At 42.0% G+C, this 18,709-nt stretch carries 17 protein-coding genes; 6 read left to right on the forward strand and 11 right to left on the reverse strand.

Features of this window, described 5'->3' with window-relative positions; translation table 11 throughout:
• Window positions 1–10: 10 nt before the first annotated feature.
• The 8 genes from FHS10_RS06990 to FHS10_RS07025 form a co-directional block, all read right to left on the reverse strand.
• The gene (locus FHS10_RS06990; protein WP_259088947.1) at window positions 11–961 is read right to left on the reverse strand and encodes a hypothetical protein; all 951 of its coding nucleotides are present in this window, start codon (window positions 959–961) and stop codon (window positions 11–13) included.
• 61 nt (window positions 962–1,022) lie between these two features.
• Window positions 1,023–1,580 (reverse strand): RNA polymerase sigma factor, encoded by a 558-nt coding sequence (locus FHS10_RS06995; RefSeq protein WP_259088949.1) that lies wholly within the window; start codon window positions 1,578–1,580, stop codon window positions 1,023–1,025.
• A 27-nt stretch (window positions 1,581–1,607) separates the two neighbouring features.
• Window positions 1,608–2,573: a transketolase family protein gene (locus FHS10_RS07000; RefSeq protein ID WP_259088950.1), complete on the reverse strand. Its 966-nt coding sequence runs from the start codon at window positions 2,571–2,573 to the stop codon at window positions 1,608–1,610.
• Between the two features lie 115 nt (window positions 2,574–2,688).
• On the reverse strand, window positions 2,689–3,534 hold the full coding sequence (locus FHS10_RS07005; protein ID WP_259088952.1) for a transketolase: 846 nt from the start codon (window positions 3,532–3,534) through the stop codon (window positions 2,689–2,691).
• A gap of 59 nt (window positions 3,535–3,593) precedes the next feature.
• On the reverse strand, window positions 3,594–4,055 hold the full coding sequence (gene bcp, locus FHS10_RS07010) for a thioredoxin-dependent thiol peroxidase (RefSeq protein ID WP_259088954.1): 462 nt from the start codon (window positions 4,053–4,055) through the stop codon (window positions 3,594–3,596).
• A gap of 2 nt (window positions 4,056–4,057) precedes the next feature.
• Window positions 4,058–5,779, reverse strand: coding sequence for a M23 family metallopeptidase (locus FHS10_RS07015; RefSeq protein WP_259088955.1), 1,722 nt, complete (start codon window positions 5,777–5,779; stop codon window positions 4,058–4,060).
• 176 nt (window positions 5,780–5,955) lie between these two features.
• Window positions 5,956–6,567, reverse strand: a complete 612-nt coding sequence (locus tag FHS10_RS07020; RefSeq protein WP_259088960.1) for a fumarylacetoacetate hydrolase family protein — start codon at window positions 6,565–6,567, stop codon at window positions 5,956–5,958.
• A gap of 283 nt (window positions 6,568–6,850) precedes the next feature.
• Window positions 6,851–7,315, reverse strand: coding sequence for a T9SS type A sorting domain-containing protein (locus FHS10_RS07025; RefSeq protein WP_259088961.1), 465 nt, complete (start codon window positions 7,313–7,315; stop codon window positions 6,851–6,853).
• Between the two features lie 267 nt (window positions 7,316–7,582).
• On the opposite strand from FHS10_RS07025, the gene FHS10_RS07030 reads away from it, so the two are divergent.
• Entirely contained in the window at window positions 7,583–9,532 is a 1,950-nt protein-coding gene (locus FHS10_RS07030; RefSeq protein ID WP_259088962.1) for a KUP/HAK/KT family potassium transporter, read from the forward strand.
• Window positions 9,533–9,765: 233 nt separating this feature from the next.
• Here FHS10_RS07030 and FHS10_RS07035 read toward each other — a convergent pair whose 3' ends face one another.
• From FHS10_RS07035 to FHS10_RS07045, 3 genes are all read right to left on the reverse strand, one after another.
• A complete protein-coding gene (locus FHS10_RS07035) occupies window positions 9,766–10,185 on the reverse strand; it encodes a DUF5655 domain-containing protein (RefSeq protein WP_259088963.1) in 420 nt (139 codons plus the stop codon).
• 81 nt (window positions 10,186–10,266) lie between these two features.
• The gene (locus FHS10_RS07040) at window positions 10,267–12,201 is read right to left on the reverse strand and encodes an amino acid permease (protein ID WP_259088964.1); all 1,935 of its coding nucleotides are present in this window, start codon (window positions 12,199–12,201) and stop codon (window positions 10,267–10,269) included.
• Window positions 12,202–12,393: 192 nt separating this feature from the next.
• Window positions 12,394–13,065 (reverse strand): hypothetical protein, encoded by a 672-nt coding sequence (locus FHS10_RS07045; protein ID WP_259088965.1) that lies wholly within the window; start codon window positions 13,063–13,065, stop codon window positions 12,394–12,396.
• Between the two features lie 394 nt (window positions 13,066–13,459).
• On the opposite strand from FHS10_RS07045, the gene FHS10_RS07050 reads away from it, so the two are divergent.
• The 5 genes from FHS10_RS07050 (at window position 13,460) to FHS10_RS07070 (ending at window position 18,677) form a co-directional block, all read left to right on the forward strand.
• On the forward strand, window positions 13,460–14,332 hold the full coding sequence (locus FHS10_RS07050; protein ID WP_259088966.1) for a LiaF transmembrane domain-containing protein: 873 nt from the start codon (window positions 13,460–13,462) through the stop codon (window positions 14,330–14,332).
• A gap of 100 nt (window positions 14,333–14,432) precedes the next feature.
• Window positions 14,433–14,768: a DUF4288 domain-containing protein gene (locus FHS10_RS07055; protein WP_259088967.1), complete on the forward strand. Its 336-nt coding sequence runs from the start codon at window positions 14,433–14,435 to the stop codon at window positions 14,766–14,768.
• Between the two features lie 31 nt (window positions 14,769–14,799).
• On the forward strand, window positions 14,800–15,834 hold the full coding sequence (locus tag FHS10_RS07060; RefSeq protein ID WP_259088972.1) for a sensor histidine kinase: 1,035 nt from the start codon (window positions 14,800–14,802) through the stop codon (window positions 15,832–15,834).
• On the forward strand, window positions 15,831–16,580 hold the full coding sequence (locus tag FHS10_RS07065) for a LytR/AlgR family response regulator transcription factor (protein WP_259088973.1): 750 nt from the start codon (window positions 15,831–15,833) through the stop codon (window positions 16,578–16,580). The genes FHS10_RS07060 and FHS10_RS07065 overlap by 4 nt, the downstream gene beginning before the upstream one ends.
• A gap of 507 nt (window positions 16,581–17,087) precedes the next feature.
• Window positions 17,088–18,677, forward strand: a complete 1,590-nt coding sequence (locus FHS10_RS07070) for a DUF3863 domain-containing protein (protein ID WP_259088975.1) — start codon at window positions 17,088–17,090, stop codon at window positions 18,675–18,677.
• The last annotated feature ends 32 nt before the right edge of the window (window positions 18,678–18,709 follow it).

An 18,709-nucleotide genomic window follows, 5' to 3' on the forward strand; every position in this document is an offset into this window, starting at 1 on the left:
AACTCCTCAATTAATTAGTATCTATATAATCCGACAGATCTTCATCTAAACTCTGGCTGTTAACTTTTTGCGATCCATCCATTAATGTACGGGTGTCGTTGGCATCCATATGCAATTGCAGGTAGCTTTTAATTTCGGCTACAGGTACGGTCGAAAGTTCTTCATGCAGGTAAGTATGCGCATGATCTGTTGGTGCCGCGCTTTTAAATACCACGCCGATACCCAATATAAGGGCAAAACAAGCCGCGGTAGCATACCTTATGGTATGCGAAGCAAACATTCGGCGCACAAGACCTTTCTTTTTAACCGCTTCCTGGAAATTGATCACATTGTCTGTTTCCTCAACTTCTTCGGCATCCTGGTTAACCGTTTTATTTAAAATGTTTTGGCTAAGCTTATCAAAGTAATTTGCCGGCACTTCAAAGCCTTCGGCATCGGTGCTCATCAACTCCTCAATAGCTATGCGGCTTTGAATGTTGTTGCTTAGTTCATCAAAATAATTTGCAGGTACCGCAAAAACTTCATCCTCACTATGGGCATACTGCTCAATAGTTAACCTGCTTTGGATATTGTCGTCCAGTTCGCCAAAATAATTTTCAGGAACGGTAAAGCTTTCAGCCTCATTATTCACGTATTGCTCAATAGCAATCCTGCTTTGGATTTGGCCTGCCTGCTCGTCAAAAAAAAATTCGGGTGTGGTGAAGCCGGTATTATCAGTACCTAAGGCCGCCTGGATATTAACGCGGCTTTGTATGTTGCTGTTTAAATGTTCAAAGTAATTTTCAGGCACGTTAAAACCTGTAGATGAGTTTTTAAGCTCTTCCAGCCTGATGCGTGATGTTATGTGCTGCGCTAATTCATTGAAATAGCCAGACGGCACCATGAACGGGTTATTTGCGTTAACCTGTTTCAATGATGTATAATCATCCAGCCATTCCCTATTGTCCATATCGCTTTTCATACATAACTATAGATGAACAAAGTGCTAAAAGGTTTAACGTGATTATGAAAAATTTATGAAATTAATCTTTTGATAGTAAATATGCCTCTATCTTCTTGACTGCCAGGTGAAAAGATGCTTTTAACGCACCCACGCTTGTGCCCAAAACGTCAGAAATTTCTTCATATTTCATATCCTCATAGTATTTCATGTTAAAAACAAGCTTTTGCTTTTCTGGCAGGGTTAGCAATGCTTCCTGCAGTTTACGCTGAGCTGCGTCGCCATTAAAATACGCCGAATCGGCCAATGTATCGGCCATGTGTTCATAAGCAACATCATCCAACGAAACATTATTTTTTTGTTTCTTTTTGTTCAAAAAAGTAATGCATTCGTTGGATGCTATGCGGTACATCCAGGTATAAAGCTGCGCGTCATTCCTGAAACCAAGCAGGTTTTTCCAAACTTTAACAAAAATATCCTGGGTAAGGTCATCAGCATCGTCATGATCAATAACCATGCGCCTTACATGCCAGTAAATTTTTTGCTGGTATTTTTTAAGCAGCAGGTTAAACGCTTCGTTTCGCGTTTTCTCTTCCCTGAATTTGCTTAAAATCTCTGAATCTTCTACCTGCACCGACATTTTATAATTTTTATAGTTAAATGCTAATTAAGCATTTTTGTTTTTTCTTTCGATAACCTTTTTAACGGCCGCCACAATATGGTCTGCATCTAAACCGTATTTGGTCATCAATTGTTCTGGTGTACCGCTTTCGCCAAAGCTATCGTTTACAGCCACATACTCTTGCGGAGTAGGGTTGTTAACGGCTAACAATTGTGCTATGCTATCGCCCAAACCACCTAAACGGTTATGCTCTTCGGCAGTAACTACGCAACCGGTTTTAGCAACTGATTTTAATACTGCTTCCGCATCCAACGGTTTAATAGTGTGGATGTTAATGATCTCGGCATCAATACCTTCTTCGGCCAGTTTTTCGCCAGCTAAAATGGCTTCCCAAACCAGGTGACCGGTTGCAAATATACTAACATCGGCACCTTCGTTCACCATCCATGCTTTTCCAATCTCAAATTTTTGATCGGCATCGGTAAAAATAGGAACAACCGGCCTGCCGAAACGTAAATAAACCGGACCTTCATACTCTGCAATAGCCATAGTAGCGGCTTTGGTTTGGTTATAATCACAAGGGTTAATCACTGTCATCCCTGGCAACATTTTCATCAGGCCAATATCTTCCAGGATCTGGTGTGTTGCACCATCTTCGCCCAAAGTTAAACCCGCGTGTGAAGCGCAAATTTTAACGTTTTTGTTGGAGTAAGCTACCGACTGACGAATCTGATCATAAACCCTGCCGGTTGAAAAGTTGGCAAAAGTACCGGTAAAAGGAATTTTACCACCAATAGTCATACCAGCTGCAATGCCTATCATGTTTGCTTCGGCAATACCAACCTGTACAAAACGCTCAGGGAACTCTTTAATAAAATCATTCATTTTTAACGATCCAATAAGGTCGGCGCAAAGGGCAACAACCTGGTCGTTTTTTTTGCCGGCTTCCAGCAGCCCGGCACCAAAGCCCGAGCGGGTATCTTTTTTATCTGTGTAAGTATATTTCTTCATTTGAGTTGTGAGTGATGGGTTTTGAGTAATGAGTTTTTATTGTTTGTTGATAGGCAGTTTTGAATTAGAGGAGATGAGTTAAACTCAAAACTCGGCACTCAAAACTGACAACTAATTAATAATCGCCCAAAGTTTCTTCTAACTGTGATAATGCTGATTTAAGCTGTTCATCGTTAGGGGCAGCACCATGCCATTTGTGTGTGCCAACCATAAAATCAACACCATACCCCATTTCGGTATGCATCAATATCATGATAGGTTTACCCTGACCTGTGCGGCTTTTAGCAAGCTCTAAGGTTTTAACTACATCGGCCATATCATTACCCTTCATTTCCAAAACATCCCATCCAAAAGCTACCCATTTGGCATGTAAATCTCCTAATGACAATACTTTTTCGGTTGGTCCGTCAATTTGCTGGCGGTTGAAGTCAACTGTCGAGATCAGGTTATCAACCTTGTTGTGTGGGGCAAACATTGCTGCTTCCCAAATCTGGCCTTCCTGTAACTCGCCATCGCCGTGTAAGGTAAATACCAGGCTTTTATCTCCATTTAATTTTTTAGCTAAGGCAGCGCCGATAGCCACGGATAAACCCTGACCTAACGAACCAGACGCGATACGGATACCCGGCAAATGCTCATGTGTAGTTGGGTGGCCCTGTAAACGGGTATTTAGTTTACGGAAAGTTGCCAGTTCGGCTTTATCAAAGTAACCTGCATGCGCCAAAGTGCTGTAAAACACTGGTGAAATGTGGCCGTTTGATAAAAAGAAAAGGTCTTCGCCAATGCCATCCATATTAAATTTAGGATCGTGGTTCATTACCTCAAAATACAGTGCGGTAAAAAAATCTGTACAACCTAATGAACCACCCGGGTGGCCAGATTGACAAGCATGTACCATGCGTACAATGTCGCGTCTAATCTGCGACGCGGTTTTTTCTAAGTCTTGAATTGTTGATTTCATTAAAATTTAGGAAATTAAAAGAGCTGCTAATCTAAAAATAATTGTTGTTATTTTAACACTTATTTTACAAGATCTAACACCTGTTGTGACGAGTTTTTGGTATCAACTTTACTAATTAAATGGGTAATGATGCCATCGCCATTAATAATAAAGGTGGTGCGGGCGGTGCCCATATATTGTTTGCCGTACATGTTTTTCTCAACCCAAACGCCGTAGGCTTCAACTATAGCTTTTTCGGTATCTGAGATCAGTGTAAATGGCAGGCTGTATTTGGTCTCGAATTTTTTGTGCGATTTTTCGTCATCGGTACTTACACCTATTACATCATAACCTTTGCTTAGTAATGATTGATAGTTGTCCCTAAAATCACACGATTCGGCAGTACAGCCCGGGGTATCATCTTTAGGGTAAAAATAAAGGATTATGTTTTTGCCTTTATGGTCGGCCAGCGATACGGTGTTTCCGTTTTGATCTTTAGCTGTAAAATCGGGGGCTTTATCGCCTTCTTTTAATGTTGACATACTTATCTGTAAAAATCTGCGGTGAAATCTGTAAAATTATTTTTGTTATCCGCCAGGGTGAGTTTAAACGTGTGTTTACCCGGCGCAATATCGCCGCTAAAGGTATAGCTTAAAATTTTAGTTTTATAATCCAATTCCATTAAAACCCACTTATTATCAATGGTACCAGTGTAACTTTTTATGCCCGATAGGTTATCGCTCATCCTAAAATTGATACTGTGCGCCAGTTTCATGCTACTGCCGTTTTTAATATTGAGTGCATGGATCACCGGCGGGATGGTATCTATCTTAATAAAGTAATCGCCAAAGGTGCTTGTTTGGGTTTTTACCCAACCATCCTGGTAATAGCCACCTACACAACCCATAGTGGTACTTACAATAACGGCCTTATCGGCATATTTACCCAAATCAACTTCGGGTTTTATCCACAGGTCGTAATTTTCGTGAATAGGGGTAAGGCGGTTGTGGATGTGGTGGATGGATGAATAGCCGCCAACAGGTTTGGCCGAGTTGGAGTAAATAAAATCCAGATCGTCGTACAAATTGCCCGGCATAACGGTAACCTTTACCTTATCGGTACTAAACTCACTCTTTTTATCGTAATGAAATAAAGTGCCTGCTATTTTATTGGCTGAGGCATTAAAAGGGCTTGCCTGTACTTTAAGTTTTAATGATGATGTATTGCCGGCAACATCTTTTACCACATATTCAATATCATGCAGTGCATTATCATTAAAGGTAATGATGCCGCGGTTGATGGATTGCGGATATAACGAAATATGGCTGCCCGGCATAATAAAGCACTTCTGCATCCATCTGTGCGATTGTTCAAAGGCCGGGAAATCGATATAAGCGTTAATGGCATGTGTTTGATCGAATGCGAAACGCTCAACAGCAAAGGTATAAACGGTTTTTCCGTCGAGCTTTAACTCCAGCGAGTAAATGCCGTTATGGTTGGCCGATGTACTGTTCATATCGGTGGTATTGATGCCAAAACCGATATTGCCGCTAAGGTATAACACCTGTGGTTTGGTAAGATGATAGTTACCGGCTGCTCCCGTAACGCCCATAAAATCGCGCGGCGTTTTTTCGCTAAAGGGATTACCATTTAGGTGATAGATACCAATGGAGGTGATAGTTGGTGGCACCTGGTCGGGTATGGTTAAGCCAAACAGCTGCGGATTAATGGTTTCTTCGGTTTGGGTATCCCTGATCTCGAAGTGTACATGTGGCCCGGCAGATGCACCCGCGTTACCGGATATGGCTACTACCTCATCTTTACAAACGGGTACCTGCGTAGGTTGTAGTTTAAAGTCAGCTTCGAAGGTTTGGTGCTCATATTGGTATTGTTTTACCAATGCGGCCACAGCAGGCGTAAAAGCCGAAAGGTGACCATAAACAGTGGTATAACCATTAGGATGGGTAATATAAATAGCCCGGCCAAAGCCGCCGAATTGTACCCGTACGCGTGATATGTATCCATCATTTACAGCATATACCGGGTAGCCGGTGCGCTGATTGGTTTTAAAATCGAGCCCGGAGTGAAAATGTGCCGGTCGCAATTCGCCAAAAGAGCCGGCTGTGGTATGTGGCAGCAGATCAAGCGGGTAGCGGAAATAGTTTTGTGGGTATTGCCTGCTTTGGATGGTGGCGGTTTGCGCCAGCAGTTGTGTGTAGATTCCTAAAGATAATATACAGGTAATGATACTTCTTTTTTTTACCATGCTTAAAAAGCTGTTCAGTTTTAATTTAATAATGTTTTATGTTCGAGTGAAGCTTCCTAACGTAGAGACGCAATATTTTGCGTCTTCCGCCAGACGAGCGGCTTTGCGATTCAGATTTGCATGATCGATTTGCACACGGGAGACGCAAAATATTGCGTCTCTACACAGAAATTATATTACTTCACCCAAAAATCGAGCATTTTCTCGCCTTCCAAATACCCCTCAAGCCTATCGCCAACGGCTACTTTGCCAACACCTGCCGGGGTGCCGGTAAAAATAAGGTCGCCTTTTTTTAGGGTGATGTAACGGGATACAAAAGCGATGAGGCTTTCAAAAGAAAATAACAAGTTAGCGGTATTACCTTGCTGGCGTGTTTCGCCATTGATATTCAGTTTAAAGTTGATGTTATAGATATCTGCAAATTTAGCTTTGGGCACAAAAGCGCTGATAGGGGCCGAGCCGTCGAAAGCTTTGGCTAATTCCCAGGGTAGCCCTTTTTCTTTATGTTTACTTTGAATATCGCGGGCGGTAAAGTCAACACCAAGGCCAATTTCTTCATAATAACCGGCAGCAAACTTCTCGCCGATGTGTTTACCTTCTTTGCTTACCTTGAGTACAATCTCGATCTCGTGATGGATATCTTCCGAAAAGTCGGGGTGGTAAAATGGCTTGTTATCTTTTAAAATGGCAGTTTCGGGCTTCATGAAAATAACCGGCGTGGTAGGTACCGGGTTATTTAATTCTTTGGCATGTTCGGCATAGTTGCGGCCAATGGCAATTATCTTCATATCGTTTATGCGTAAATGCCAAAGCTAAAAAAAATTAGTCATTGCGCTGCGCTGTCATTTGCTTCGCGTCATTGGTCATTTCGCTTCGCTGTCATTAGTCATTTGCTTCGCTGTCATTAGTCATTGGGACTTTTCTTTTTTGAGAAAATAGTTTGAAATAATTAAAACAATAAAATGTACCAGCAATTCCCACTAATGACTAATGACTAATGACTAATGACTAATGACTAATGACTAATGACTAATGACTAATGACTAATGACTAATGACTAATGACTAATGACTATAAAACAGAGATTCGTTTAATAACCGATTCCGTACCGGCTACAACACGCACGAAGTAAAAGCCACGACTGAGTTTGTTATTAATCTGGTAGGCTATGGCATGGTCGCCGCCTTCCACTCTTTGGTTAAATACGGTGGTGATATCGTTGCCCAAAACATCCATAATTTTAACAGTTACGTTTGAGTTGCGGCTAATGGTGTATTTGAGGTTGATCTGATCTGTTACCGGGTTAGGATAAAGCTGCACATCATTAAGCAGTTTATCATCCGGGCGCGATACAGTTACTTTTTGGGTTGATGTTACTGCCGGCTTTAAAGGCGGCAATACCAGGTGCAATCCATTTTTTAAATAAGAGGGCTTATTGTTTTTGTTTTTGGTAACATGAAGGTAGGTTGTATCTCCCTTTAGTTTTGGTAAAGCAGTTTTAATGGGCGACGCGGCAGCCACGAAAGCAAAATTCATAAAAATTGCCACAGCAATTAATGCGAACCACGCGTAAGTGAAAGTAAAAGGGTAAGTAGTTTTTCGCCTCATTATTAAGTTTACTTTACAAAAGTATAAATAATGCCCTCACGACGTAAAAAATTGACGTTTTTGTAAAACTTTTTAACAAAATTTAACAATAAGAGCTGTTTTCAAAGTATAGACCTGTATTTCTCTTATACGTTTAACGTTTATATAAGTTTAATGGAAAAAATTAATATTTTTGCGCCATATTAAAGTAAAATAGTGTCAAACCATAAAGATCTGCAAAAACTGTCGGCCGCCGGCCTTCTTATCAGTTTAGGAATAATTTACGGTGATATTGGTACCTCCCCATTATACGTATTTAAAGCCATTGTTGGTACAAACCACATTTCTGAAACATTAATTCTTGGTGGGGTTTCCCTCATTGTATGGACGTTAACATTGCAAACTACATTAAAATATGTGGTTATCACGTTACGTGCTGATAATAAAGGTGAAGGAGGGATATTTTCCCTGTTCTCGCTGGTCCGTCGAAAGGCAAAATGGCTTATTGTACCTGCGGTTGTTGGTGGCTGCGCGTTGCTTGCCGATGGTATCATTACCCCGCCTATCACCATATCATCTGCCATAGAGGGTTTAGAAACCAAGATACCGCACTTACCAACGGTACAAATTGTAATCGCCATCATCACAGGCTTGTTCATTATACAACAGTTTGGTACATCATTGGTAGGCAAGGCTTTCGGGCCAATTATGTTTATCTGGTTTACCATGATGGGGGTTTTGGGTATCAGCTATATTGCTAAATCGCCGGGCATCATCAGGGCGTTAAATCCTTATTATGCATATGAGTTATTAAGCTCAAGCAGCAGCCATACCGCGTTCATTATATTAGGAGCCGTATTTTTATGTACTACAGGAGCCGAGGCTTTGTACTCCGACCTGGGGCACTGCGGTAAACAAAATATCCGTATCAGCTGGATCTACGTTAAAACCTGCTTAATATTAAATTACCTGGGGCAGGCTGTTTGGTTGTTGCAAAGCAACGGCGCTATCATGGACCTGAATGTTAACAACCCTTTTTATAAAATAATGCCCGGATGGTTTTTAATATTTGGTATCGGTATCGCTACCGTTGCGGCCATCATTGCCAGCCAGGCCTTAATTTCGGGTTCATTTACACTGATTGCCGAGGCCGTTAGGCTTAATCTTTGGCCAAAAGTACGCATCAACTACCCGTCAGAACAAAAGGGGCAATTGTATGTACCAAGTGTTAACTGGCTGCTTTGGGCAGGCTGTATTGGTGTGGTTTTAATTTTCCGTCATTCTGATAAAATGGAGGCGGCATACGGCTTAAGTATTACCGTGGCCATGCTCATGACCACTATACTGGTATCTAAGTTCCTGAAACGAAAAAAAGTACCGACATATATTATCAATACCTTTTTGGCGGTTTACCTGGTTATTGAAGGTACGTTCCTTACCGGTAACCTGGTGAAATTTTTACACGGTGGCTGGTTTACGTTATCAATAGGCTTTGTATTATTCACCGTAATGTGGACCTGGCACACGGCCCGCAAAATCCGTAACCGCTACGTGAAGTTTGTTGGTATTGATGATTACTATAACATCATCAACGAGCTTAGTGCCGATGAAAGCGTTCCTAAATATGCTTCGCAATTGGTGTATTTGACCAGCGCTAATTTTAATTCAGAGATTGAATCAAAAATTATTTATTCCATTTTACAAAAGTCGCCCAAACGGGCTGATGTTTATTGGCTGGTACACGTTGATGTGGTGGATGAGCCTTACAAACGTGAATACGAGGTTGACTTTTTGATCCCCAATAAATTGATCCGTATCGACTTTAAACTCGGGTTCAGGGTTGAGCAGCAGATTAACCTGTTGTTTAGACGGGTTGTTGAAGACCTGGTTAAAAAAGGCGAGGTAGATATCACCAGCAACTACAAATCATTAAACAAACACAAAATTGTAGGCGATTTTAGGTTTGTGGTGATTGAGAAACTGTTCTCGCGTTCGCACAGCCTGTCGTTATATGAGCGTTTCATCATGGATTTCTATGTTTACCTTAAAAAGGTGAGTTTATCAGAAGAACGCGGTTTCGGTTTGGATCTGAGTTTTGTAACGGTTGAAAAGGTACCGTTGATGTTATCGATACCTGATGCTATAGAGATACATAGGGTAAATTAAAGCCTCACCTAAACGGCGAAGCCTTCATGAGTGCCAAAAAGAAAAAATAAAATGCGAATAATCCTCTCCAAAGGAGAGGACTTGGAACTGCAGGCGGAGAATGTTTAATATTTCTTTCGAATACTACCAAATTCTGCCAGGTTGGTTTATCCAGCTTGGCTTTTGTGTTTAATACTGTTGGCGGCCTTCCGTTGGCACCACGCAAATCAAAAGTCCTCTCCTTTGGAGAGGATTTAGGTGAGGCCGAGGCTGCTGCTCGCCATCCTCATAAACCCCTTCACCTCGTCATTCAAATCTTCCTTAAAATACATCCTGAAATAATGGTTGTGCTGATTGGTGCCCGGAACGGTTTTTATTTTAGTGAAGCACAGGTTATCGGCATAAATTTCATCGAAAGGGAAAACCACATCAATAAAGTTTTTGCCCAATTGTGTTACATAGGCAAAGTTGGTTTTTAAACCAAGTGCGATCATGCTTTTGGTGGGGCATACTTTGATAGGGGTTATTTGCAGGTACTCATTAATGAAGTGATCAAACAGCTCAACGGTATAGTCGGATTTTCCTTTAAAAAAATCCCCAAGATTGCGTTCCCAGCAGGAGTGGACCTGGTTGGTATTAAAAAACTCGCGTTCGCAAATGGGGCAGGTCCACATAACAATTGTTTTATAGTGGTTGTTAAAATTGAGCGATGGGTAAAAGAGATTAACTCAGAACCCATCAATCAAAATTGGTTACTATTTTACATCAGCTTCTTTACCCAAAACGCTGTTTTTGTAGCTATAAGTAAAGTAAATCACAAGCCCTATTACCAGCCATATCAGGAATCTTAACCAATTGGTGTAGCCAAGTTCGGTCATCAGGTAAAAACAACTCATAAGTCCTAAAACAGGAATAAGCGAGAAGTTTTTAAGGAAACTATAAATGGCGATGACAATGATGAGGATAAAGAACAGGTAATTAGGGAAATTGTACAGGAAGCCGTTGAGTCCTAAGCTATATTTTGTTGTTTCGGCAATAGATGGGGTGGCCCTTAAGGCGGTATTAAACTTATCTTCTTCCAGTTCTTTAAAGTATTTTATAGCAACGGTTGTGTCGTTTATGTTTTGTTTGTTGTATAGCTTGGTACAGGTAATTGCCAACGCGTTTTTATCGGCAGCCTTCAAATCATCAATAATTGCCGATTTTTCTTTCAGTTTTTTAAACTGCATCATTTCTACCTGTGCAGGTGCTTTAATATAAATGCAAGCCCCTAATATGGCTATGGTTAAAAGGGGGATGATAAATTTGCCATTCACATACGGCAGGTGAAACTTGCCTTGTTGCGCTGCTTCGCGAGGTAATATCAATACACCGCCGCATACCAGTACAAATGCAAACAGGGTGCCAATGCTGGTAAGGTCGGTTACTTCGGTTAGGTTCATGAATAATGCCGGTATAGCAACCACAAAGCCTGTTACCACGGTAGCAAATGCAGGTGTGTGAAATTTAGGATGGATGCGTGAAAACGCTTTAGGTAATAAACCATCGCGACTCATGCTCATCCAAATGCGGGGTTGCCCCAGTTGAAATATCAATAATACACTTGCCGTAGCAATTACCGCGCTAATAGATATAATGTAACTCACTTTATGTAAGCCTACTTTGGCAAATACAAACGCAAGTGGATCGCCAACCTGTAGGTCTTTATAACTCACCATCCCGGTTAATACCAATGCTATCAGGATATATAATACCGTACAAATGATAAGGGAGTAAATCATACCGCGGGGCAAATCGCGTTGTGGTTGTTCGCATTCCTCAGCAGTGGTTGATATGGCATCAAAACCTATATAAGCAAAAAATACACCCGATACGCCCTTCATTACACCTCCAAAGCCATTAGGCATAAATGGGTGCCAGTTGGCCGGGGTCACATAAAAAAAGCCGACAACAATAACAGCGATAACGATCACAATTTTCAGGATCACCATGGCGTTGGTAGCTTTTTTTGTTTCGCGGATGCCGATATAAACCAGGTAGGTAATAACAAATACGATCATTAAGGCAGGCAAATTGGCTATTAGTTTAAAGTTGCCAATACCCGGTGCATTATCCCATGCCATCGCTGCTGATTTGGCCCTATCGGCAACATCGGCAATTTTTGCGCCTGCCGCCACAACAGCTTCGTGCCCTCTTAAGGCCGACACATAATCCATGGTCAGGTATTTGGGCAAATGGATATTAAAGCCTTCTAAAAGGTTCACAAAATACTCGCTCCATGAAATAGCTACGGCGATATTGCCAATGGCGTATTCCATCAAAAGGTCCCATCCTATGATCCAGGCAATCAGTTCGCCAAATGATGCGTAAGCGTAAGTATAAGCACTGCCCGCCACCGGGATGCGCGATGCAAATTCGGCATAACATAAAGCCGAAAAACCGCAGGTTATAGCGGTTACAACAAATAATAGGGAAACTGCCGGTCCGCCGTGAAAAGATGCCTCGCCAATGGTGCTAAAAATACCTGCGCCAACTACGGCGGCTATACCCATAAGGGTAAGGTCTTTTACGTTAAGTTCTTTTTTGAGTTGTGATGATGCTGTTCCGGGGTGTTCTGCGTCGCTAAAACCGCAATCAACATCGTGTAATATTTTGGCAATGGATTTTTTACGAAATATGCTTTTCGACATATATTTTAAAGTAATTAGTTAACCTTTCCCAAACATAATCATTTTTTTGCATTAGCTAAGTATCCAGTCAATGTGATATATACTGAGGTATTTACGCAAAAAAAGGCCGGGATTTCCCGGCCTTTTTAAATCTATTTTAATGACTAATTCATCTTAATATTAACGACTTGTTAAAAAAATAAGGTCTCACGGCTAATATTGAGCTTCTTCCGCCAAACGTTTCTTTCTGCGGATGGATGCTACTACCGCTATAATGATAATTAATGGCACACCACCAAATAGACCAATCTTAACAGGCGTTGACATGCCTTTGGCATTTGACAGGTATTGATCCTTACGGTTAACGTCTGATACTTTGATAGAATTCGAAAACTCTTTTAGCTCTGGTGTGGCAAGGTCGGCCCGTGCTTCGGGATAAAAATATTCAAAAGTGTAAGTAGCTTCCTGAGTATAAAGCAATATAAATCGCCTTAATTGAGGTGCTTCACCTGTTGAGCCGCTGTTATCAACCCTGAGTGTAAAAATGCGGGCCTCCAACGGACCGATGGTGGTATCGCGCGGGTTCATGATGCTTCCGTTTCGCGATTGTTTCCTGATGCCCTCGGCAAAGGTTTTAAATACGTTTTTAAGGTCTTTTTCTTTGTTTAAAGGTTTGTTGTTGGCGGCGTTTTGCGCCTTTATAACAACAATATATCCTAATGATGCCGTAGCTTGATAGATCTGCTGACCTAATGTATCTTTCTTGGTAAAGTTTGCGGGAAGTGATACTGTAACTACACTATCAATTTTTACAGGTTTAAGAATTTGACTAAAACCTAAAGTCGCAAACAGGATGAGGCTTAAACTTAAAATTGTCTTTTTCATAGTTAATCTAACCTGAAAAATAGCTTTTGGTTTTAAAAATTAATTGACAGCCGGTTTTGGGTCGACATGATGATATTGATAATCAGTTGATTTAGTTGATCGGTATTGCAGATGTCAGAGGACACTGATAAAAGTTTACCGGCTGGCTCAAGGTTTATAAAATTACAGTATTTAAGTGATCGCAATAAACTGTAATAGCCGGCAACACTTTGATTTGAAAACTTCAACCATCCCAACAAATCGCGGATTGAGCACCCTGTATCCGAAACCAAAATTTTTTCACCGACAAAACACGTACACTTACCGATTTCTTTAAATATATCGCCAGTTTTTGTTTGGCTCAACTATAATGTTACCTTAGTTTTGGGATATGATTTAAAATGCAACCGTACAAATGAACAACGATATAAATTCTCCGAACAACCCCAACAAAGGAAAAGCCATGGCCGGCATTATTTTGCTTGTTGTTGGGGGCTTATTGCTGCTAAAGCAACTTACCTTCTTTTTTCTGCCCGGCTGGCTGTTCAGTTGGCCAATGATATTGATTGCCTGGGGCCTTTACATTGGCGGCAAGCACAATTTCAAAAATTCGTCATGGGCCATCATGGTGTTTTTAGGGGTAGTTTTTTTATTTAATGATAACATTCCCGATGCAAGTCGTATAGTTTGGCCAATAGCTATTATTGGTTTTGGTATGTGGCTGATTGTAAGGCGCGGCAAACATGGCGATGCCGAATGGAATAAACATCGCGGTAAATGGGACAAAAAATTTGGCGATACGGATTTTTGGAATAAAACCGAAAAGCCAAAGTTTGATTTTGGCAACCAACCTGAAGTTGACTATACTGTAAAGGATGGTGGACAAACGCCTCCCCAGGAGCCTTTTACGCCTCCAAATACGCCGCCGCCATTCGGTCACCACGATGGCGATGACTACCTTGATACCGTATCTATCTTCGGCGGGGTTAATAAAACCATCCTGAGCAAAAACTTCAAGGGCGGCGATATCGTGAACATTTTTGGGGGTGCCGAACTTGATTTTACACAGGCCGATATTAATGGCCGCGTTTACCTGGATATCACCCAGATCTTCGGCGGCACCAAAATCATTGTACCATCTAACTGGCAGGTAGTGTCTGATCTGGCGGCCGTATTTGCCAGTGTTGATGATAAACGTATAAAAAGCACTGCATCAAACGTTAATGGTAAAATATTGGTACTAAAAGGGGTGTCTATTTTTGCCGGTGTTGATATCCGCAGCTATTAGCCCCACCCAAACCCTCCCCGGTAGGAAGGACTTTATATAACATAAACTAAACAAACCAAAGTCTCCCCTACCGGGGGAGATTTAGAGGGGGCTAAATAACATGAACTGGTACGTAGCAAAATTAGTTTTCAGGGTAATAAGCGGTGATGGCGATCATCAGGCGCAATTTGATGAGCAGTTACGCCTGATCAAAGCCGAAACCGAATTAAATGCCTTTGAAAAAGCAAACCAGATTGGTCATGCCAACCAGGATAGCTTTAAAAATATAGAAAAACAAACCGTTAAATGGCAGTTTATTGATGTGGCCGAACTTAACCGCATCAGCGAGCCCTCCGATGGTACTGAACTATATTACAACATCCACGAAACACCGGATGCTGATCTGTACATTGCCTGGGCGCACCATAAAGCCGCGTTGCTGGGTGTACGGAATTAATCAATTAAATTAAACAGAGAGAACATTAGTTTTGGCTACACCATCATTTTCTGCTTCAAGGTTATACGGTGCATTTGTTGCATGCGGCTTTGTATGGGCTGCATTGCAAACTTATATCATCCATAGTTTTGGCTTTTTGTGGTTCACCGCTACTATTGATGGTTTATTAAGCGCTGTTTTACTTGCCGGTGCCTGCTGGCTTATCAACAATAACCTTCGGTACTACCAGCCTGGTAAAGGCAGTTATATCAACTTGTTTATATGGGTAGTAGCACTGGCCGGTACTTGTGCCGCCGGATGCCGGTATTTATTGCCCTTGTTAAATACCGATAAGGTATATATCAACTTTGTGATCCTTTCGCTCACCGTTCGCTTTTTTACTAATTTTTTGGCGATTGGGTGGATGGCCATGATCAGCTTACTTTGGTACTCGCAGCTTGATCAAAAAGAAACCCTGAAACGCAAAACCGAAGCCGAGCAACTGGCCCGCGATGCCGAGTTATACAACCTGCGCCAGCAACTGCAGCCTCACTTTTTGTTTAACAGCCTTAACTCCATTAACGCTCTTATCGGCTTTAAACCCGATGAAGCCCGTAAAATGATTCACCAGTTGAGTGATTTTTTACGCGGAACTTTGAAAAAAGACGACCAGCAGCAGGTGCCGCTTTGCGATGAACTGGCCCACTTAAATTTATACCTCGAGATTGAAAAGGTGCGTTTTGGTCACCGTTTACAAACCGAGATCAGTTGCGATGATAAATGTGCCCAGGCTTTGCTGCCAAGCATGTTGTTGCAGCCACTGGTAGAGAACGCCATTAAATTTGGTTTGTACGATACTACAGGCGATGTAACCGTAAGCATCCGCGGCGAAATGGAAGAACACTACCTGGTAATTATGGTGCAAAACCCTTACGACCCACAAACATCACGACCTAAAAAGGGTACTGGTTTCGGTCTGCGTGGTGTGCAGCGCAGACTATATTTATTATATGCCCGTAACGACTTGATGGAAACTCACGCAAATGATGATATATTTACAACCATAATAAAAGTACCTCAAGTATGAAGCGCGCGTTAATTATTGATGATGAGCCCTTGGCCCGCATGGTTGTAATGGAATACCTGCTTGGTTTTAAAGACGAAATTGAACTGATAGGCGAATGTAATGATGGTTTTGAAGGACTAAAAGCCATTCAGCAACACCAGCCCGACCTGGTTTTCCTTGATATCCAGATGCCTAAAATTACCGGCTTTGAAATGCTGGAGTTGGTAGAGAACCCACCTGCTGTAATATTCGCTACCGCTTTTGATGAGTACGCTATAAAAGCTTTTGAGGCCCACGCGGTTGATTACCTGTTGAAGCCTTTTAGCAAAGATCGTTTTAACAAAGCGGTTGAAAAATTCCTGGCATCGGCCCCTCAAAAAACTATCGCTAAACAAACAGAAGAATTACTGGAAACCGCTGCTACCCAATCAGCAGCGCAGCATGAGCGTATTGTGGTTAAAACGGGCACCAAGGTTAAAATTATCCCGGTTGCCGATGTTGAGTACCTAATGGCCGATGATGATTATGTAAGCGTGATTACCAAAGATGGCTCGTACCTAAAAAACAAAACTATGAGCTTTTTTGAGCAAACCCTCGATTCAAGAAAGTTTGTACGCGTACACCGCAGCTACATCATTGCTATAGAGCAAATTACCCGTATTGATCCTTACGAAAAAGACGCCCACCTGGCTATCCTGAAATCGGGCGCCAAGATTCCGGTGAGTAAAACAGGTTACGTGAAGTTGAAACAGGTATTGGGGATATAGGGGGATTGAATGAACAATCCTGCTACGATAATAAATCAGATATTCGTCGCGACATATTGACTGGACCGCCGAAGTCGTACTCCGCTGGAGTACAATTCTGTGTTTTCCGATTTCTACAAAGCTTTTGTCCCGCCGGGACATCCTTGCGGATTAAATAGGCTTTGTTGTATATTTAAGATTGATCAACCGATAGACAAGCACCCCATAGGGGTGAAAGCTTTGTAGTAATTATTCCTTCCGTTTCCTGAGCTCAATCGGAGCTCAACTTCTCAGCGCTTTGAGTCCAAAAGATAGTACAGGACGGCCAAATTCCCGAGGTTTTATAAATTGCCCTTTGATACCTGTTATAAAACCTAACTGGTAAGCCAATTTCTATGGAGCCGGAGTTAATACATTCCTATGATTCAATTAAAAAATACAGCTATAGTCAAAGCGCTTTTATTAACGTTTTGTACAATTTTGATGTTTTGCTCATTTAAAATCGTCAATAAACCTATTGCAAAGCCGGTGGTTAATTCCCATCCCAAAATTGTCAATATCGTAAATTTTATTCGCTTACTGGAGCCGCGTGATCCTGCTATTACCGAGGATGTACTTTATCAAACCGTGGTAAAACAGGTTGAGATGATGAAGAAATATCATTTGGGCGGCACCTTTCTGTTGCAATACGATGCGCTGATGGATGACCGCTATCAAAAGCTTTTAAAAAGTCTGCCGCGCGATTCATTTGAAATTGGTGGCTGGTGGGAAATTCCACAGCCTATGGTTGAACGTGCCGGCTTGAAATGGCGCGGCCGTTACCCCTGGGACTGGCGGGCTAACATTGGCTTCGCTACAGGTTATACGCCTGCCGAACGCGAAAAACTAACCGACGTTTACATGGCCGATTTTAAAAAGATCTTTGGGTATTATCCAAAATCCGTGGCCTCGTGGTTTATTGACGCGCATACGCTGGCTTACATGTACACCAAATATCACATTGTGGCATCGGCCAATTGTAAGGATCAATATGGCACCGATGGTTACACCATGTGGGGCGGCTATTGGAACCAGGCTTATTATCCAAGTAAGATTAATTCATACATGCCTGCACAAAATGAAAAGAACCAGGTACCCATCCCTATTTTCAGGATGCTGGGCAGCGATCCCGTTAGGCAATATGATAATGGACTGGGTACAACCAGGCAGGGGGTAATTACGCTGGAGCCGGTTTATAAAGATGGGGGAGGCGACTCCACCTGGGTTAAATGGTATTTTAAACAGTTTGTTGAAGGTGCTGATATGGAATTTGCCTACACGCAGGCCGGCCAGGAAAACTCCTTTACCTGGGATGCCATGGCCAAAGGATTCGAGATTCAATTGCCACTAATAGCCCAACTGCGCGATGCGAAGAAAGTAAAGGTAGAGACATTGGCCGCATCGGGTAAATGGTTTAAAGAGCGTTACAAAGTTACACCCTCAACATCCGTTACCGTAAATGAAGACCTGCCGGGCAGCGACCGTAAAACGGTATGGTTCAACAGCCGTTTTTACCGGGTTAATTTATTGTGGGAAAACGGTAACCTGCGTTTTAGGGATATTCACCTGTTTAACGAGCGTTTGCCATCGGTATATGAAACCAAAGTGGCAACATCAAATGAGTGTACCTTTTTTACGCTTCCTTTTGTAGATGGCTACATCTGGAGCAAACCATCGCAAATTGCGGGGCTAAGGTTTAAGGCAATTATCGACGGCAAAGAAACATTGATAACAGGTGGCAAGCCTGTTATTACAGATAAAGTGCCCGGCAAGCTTCACATCAGCTGGCCGGTAACCTCCTTTGATGGAACATTGGTAATGGATTTGGATGCCCGTACCGTAAATGTGAAACTGGTAACCAAGCAACCCGTAAAGTGGTACCTGGATATGACCACTGCCGATGGTGCTAAACTGCCTTTCACCAAAGTTGGTGCTAACGCTGTTAATTGCAGTTTTGAAGGATTGAATTATTCCGTATTGGCATTAGCCGGCTCATTTTCAAAACCCGATAACGGAGCTGTTTTTAGGGTGATGCCGAAAGGGAATGATTTGGTGCTGGATTTGGCGGGGAAGAAATAAAAGTTTTAGTCGCAGAACCCAGACTTACGAAG

It is taken from the genome of Mucilaginibacter dorajii (assembly GCF_024808255.1).
In the GTDB taxonomy this organism is placed as follows: Bacteria; Bacteroidota; Bacteroidia; order Sphingobacteriales; family Sphingobacteriaceae; genus Mucilaginibacter; species Mucilaginibacter dorajii.

Excerpts from the sequence above, each read along its gene's own strand:
- FHS10_RS07040 (WP_259088964.1), bottom strand. The coding sequence starts at position 12,201 with ATGTCGAAAAGCATATTTCGTAAAAAATCCATTGCCAAAATATTACAC.
- FHS10_RS07015 (WP_259088955.1), bottom strand. The coding sequence starts at position 5,779 with ATGGTAAAAAAAAGAAGTATCATTACCTGTATATTATCTTTAGGAATC.
- FHS10_RS06990 (WP_259088947.1), bottom strand. The coding sequence starts at position 961 with ATGAAAAGCGATATGGACAATAGGGAATGGCTGGATGATTATACATCA.
- FHS10_RS07035 (WP_259088963.1), bottom strand. The coding sequence starts at position 10,185 with ATGTGGACCTGCCCCATTTGCGAACGCGAGTTTTTTAATACCAACCAG.
- FHS10_RS07005 (WP_259088952.1), bottom strand. The coding sequence starts at position 3,534 with ATGAAATCAACAATTCAAGACTTAGAAAAAACCGCGTCGCAGATTAGA.
- FHS10_RS07045 (WP_259088965.1), bottom strand. The coding sequence starts at position 13,065 with ATGAAAAAGACAATTTTAAGTTTAAGCCTCATCCTGTTTGCGACTTTA.
- FHS10_RS07065 (WP_259088973.1), top strand. The coding sequence starts at position 15,831 with ATGAAGCGCGCGTTAATTATTGATGATGAGCCCTTGGCCCGCATGGTT.
- FHS10_RS07000 (WP_259088950.1), bottom strand. The coding sequence starts at position 2,573 with ATGAAGAAATATACTTACACAGATAAAAAAGATACCCGCTCGGGCTTT.
- FHS10_RS07020 (WP_259088960.1), bottom strand. The coding sequence starts at position 6,567 with ATGAAGATAATTGCCATTGGCCGCAACTATGCCGAACATGCCAAAGAA.
- FHS10_RS07050 (WP_259088966.1), top strand. The coding sequence starts at position 13,460 with ATGAACAACGATATAAATTCTCCGAACAACCCCAACAAAGGAAAAGCC.
- FHS10_RS07025 (WP_259088961.1), bottom strand. The coding sequence starts at position 7,315 with ATGAATTTTGCTTTCGTGGCTGCCGCGTCGCCCATTAAAACTGCTTTA.
- bcp (WP_259088954.1), bottom strand. The coding sequence starts at position 4,055 with ATGTCAACATTAAAAGAAGGCGATAAAGCCCCCGATTTTACAGCTAAA.
- FHS10_RS06995 (WP_259088949.1), bottom strand. The coding sequence starts at position 1,580 with ATGTCGGTGCAGGTAGAAGATTCAGAGATTTTAAGCAAATTCAGGGAA.
- FHS10_RS07055 (WP_259088967.1), top strand. The coding sequence starts at position 14,433 with ATGAACTGGTACGTAGCAAAATTAGTTTTCAGGGTAATAAGCGGTGAT.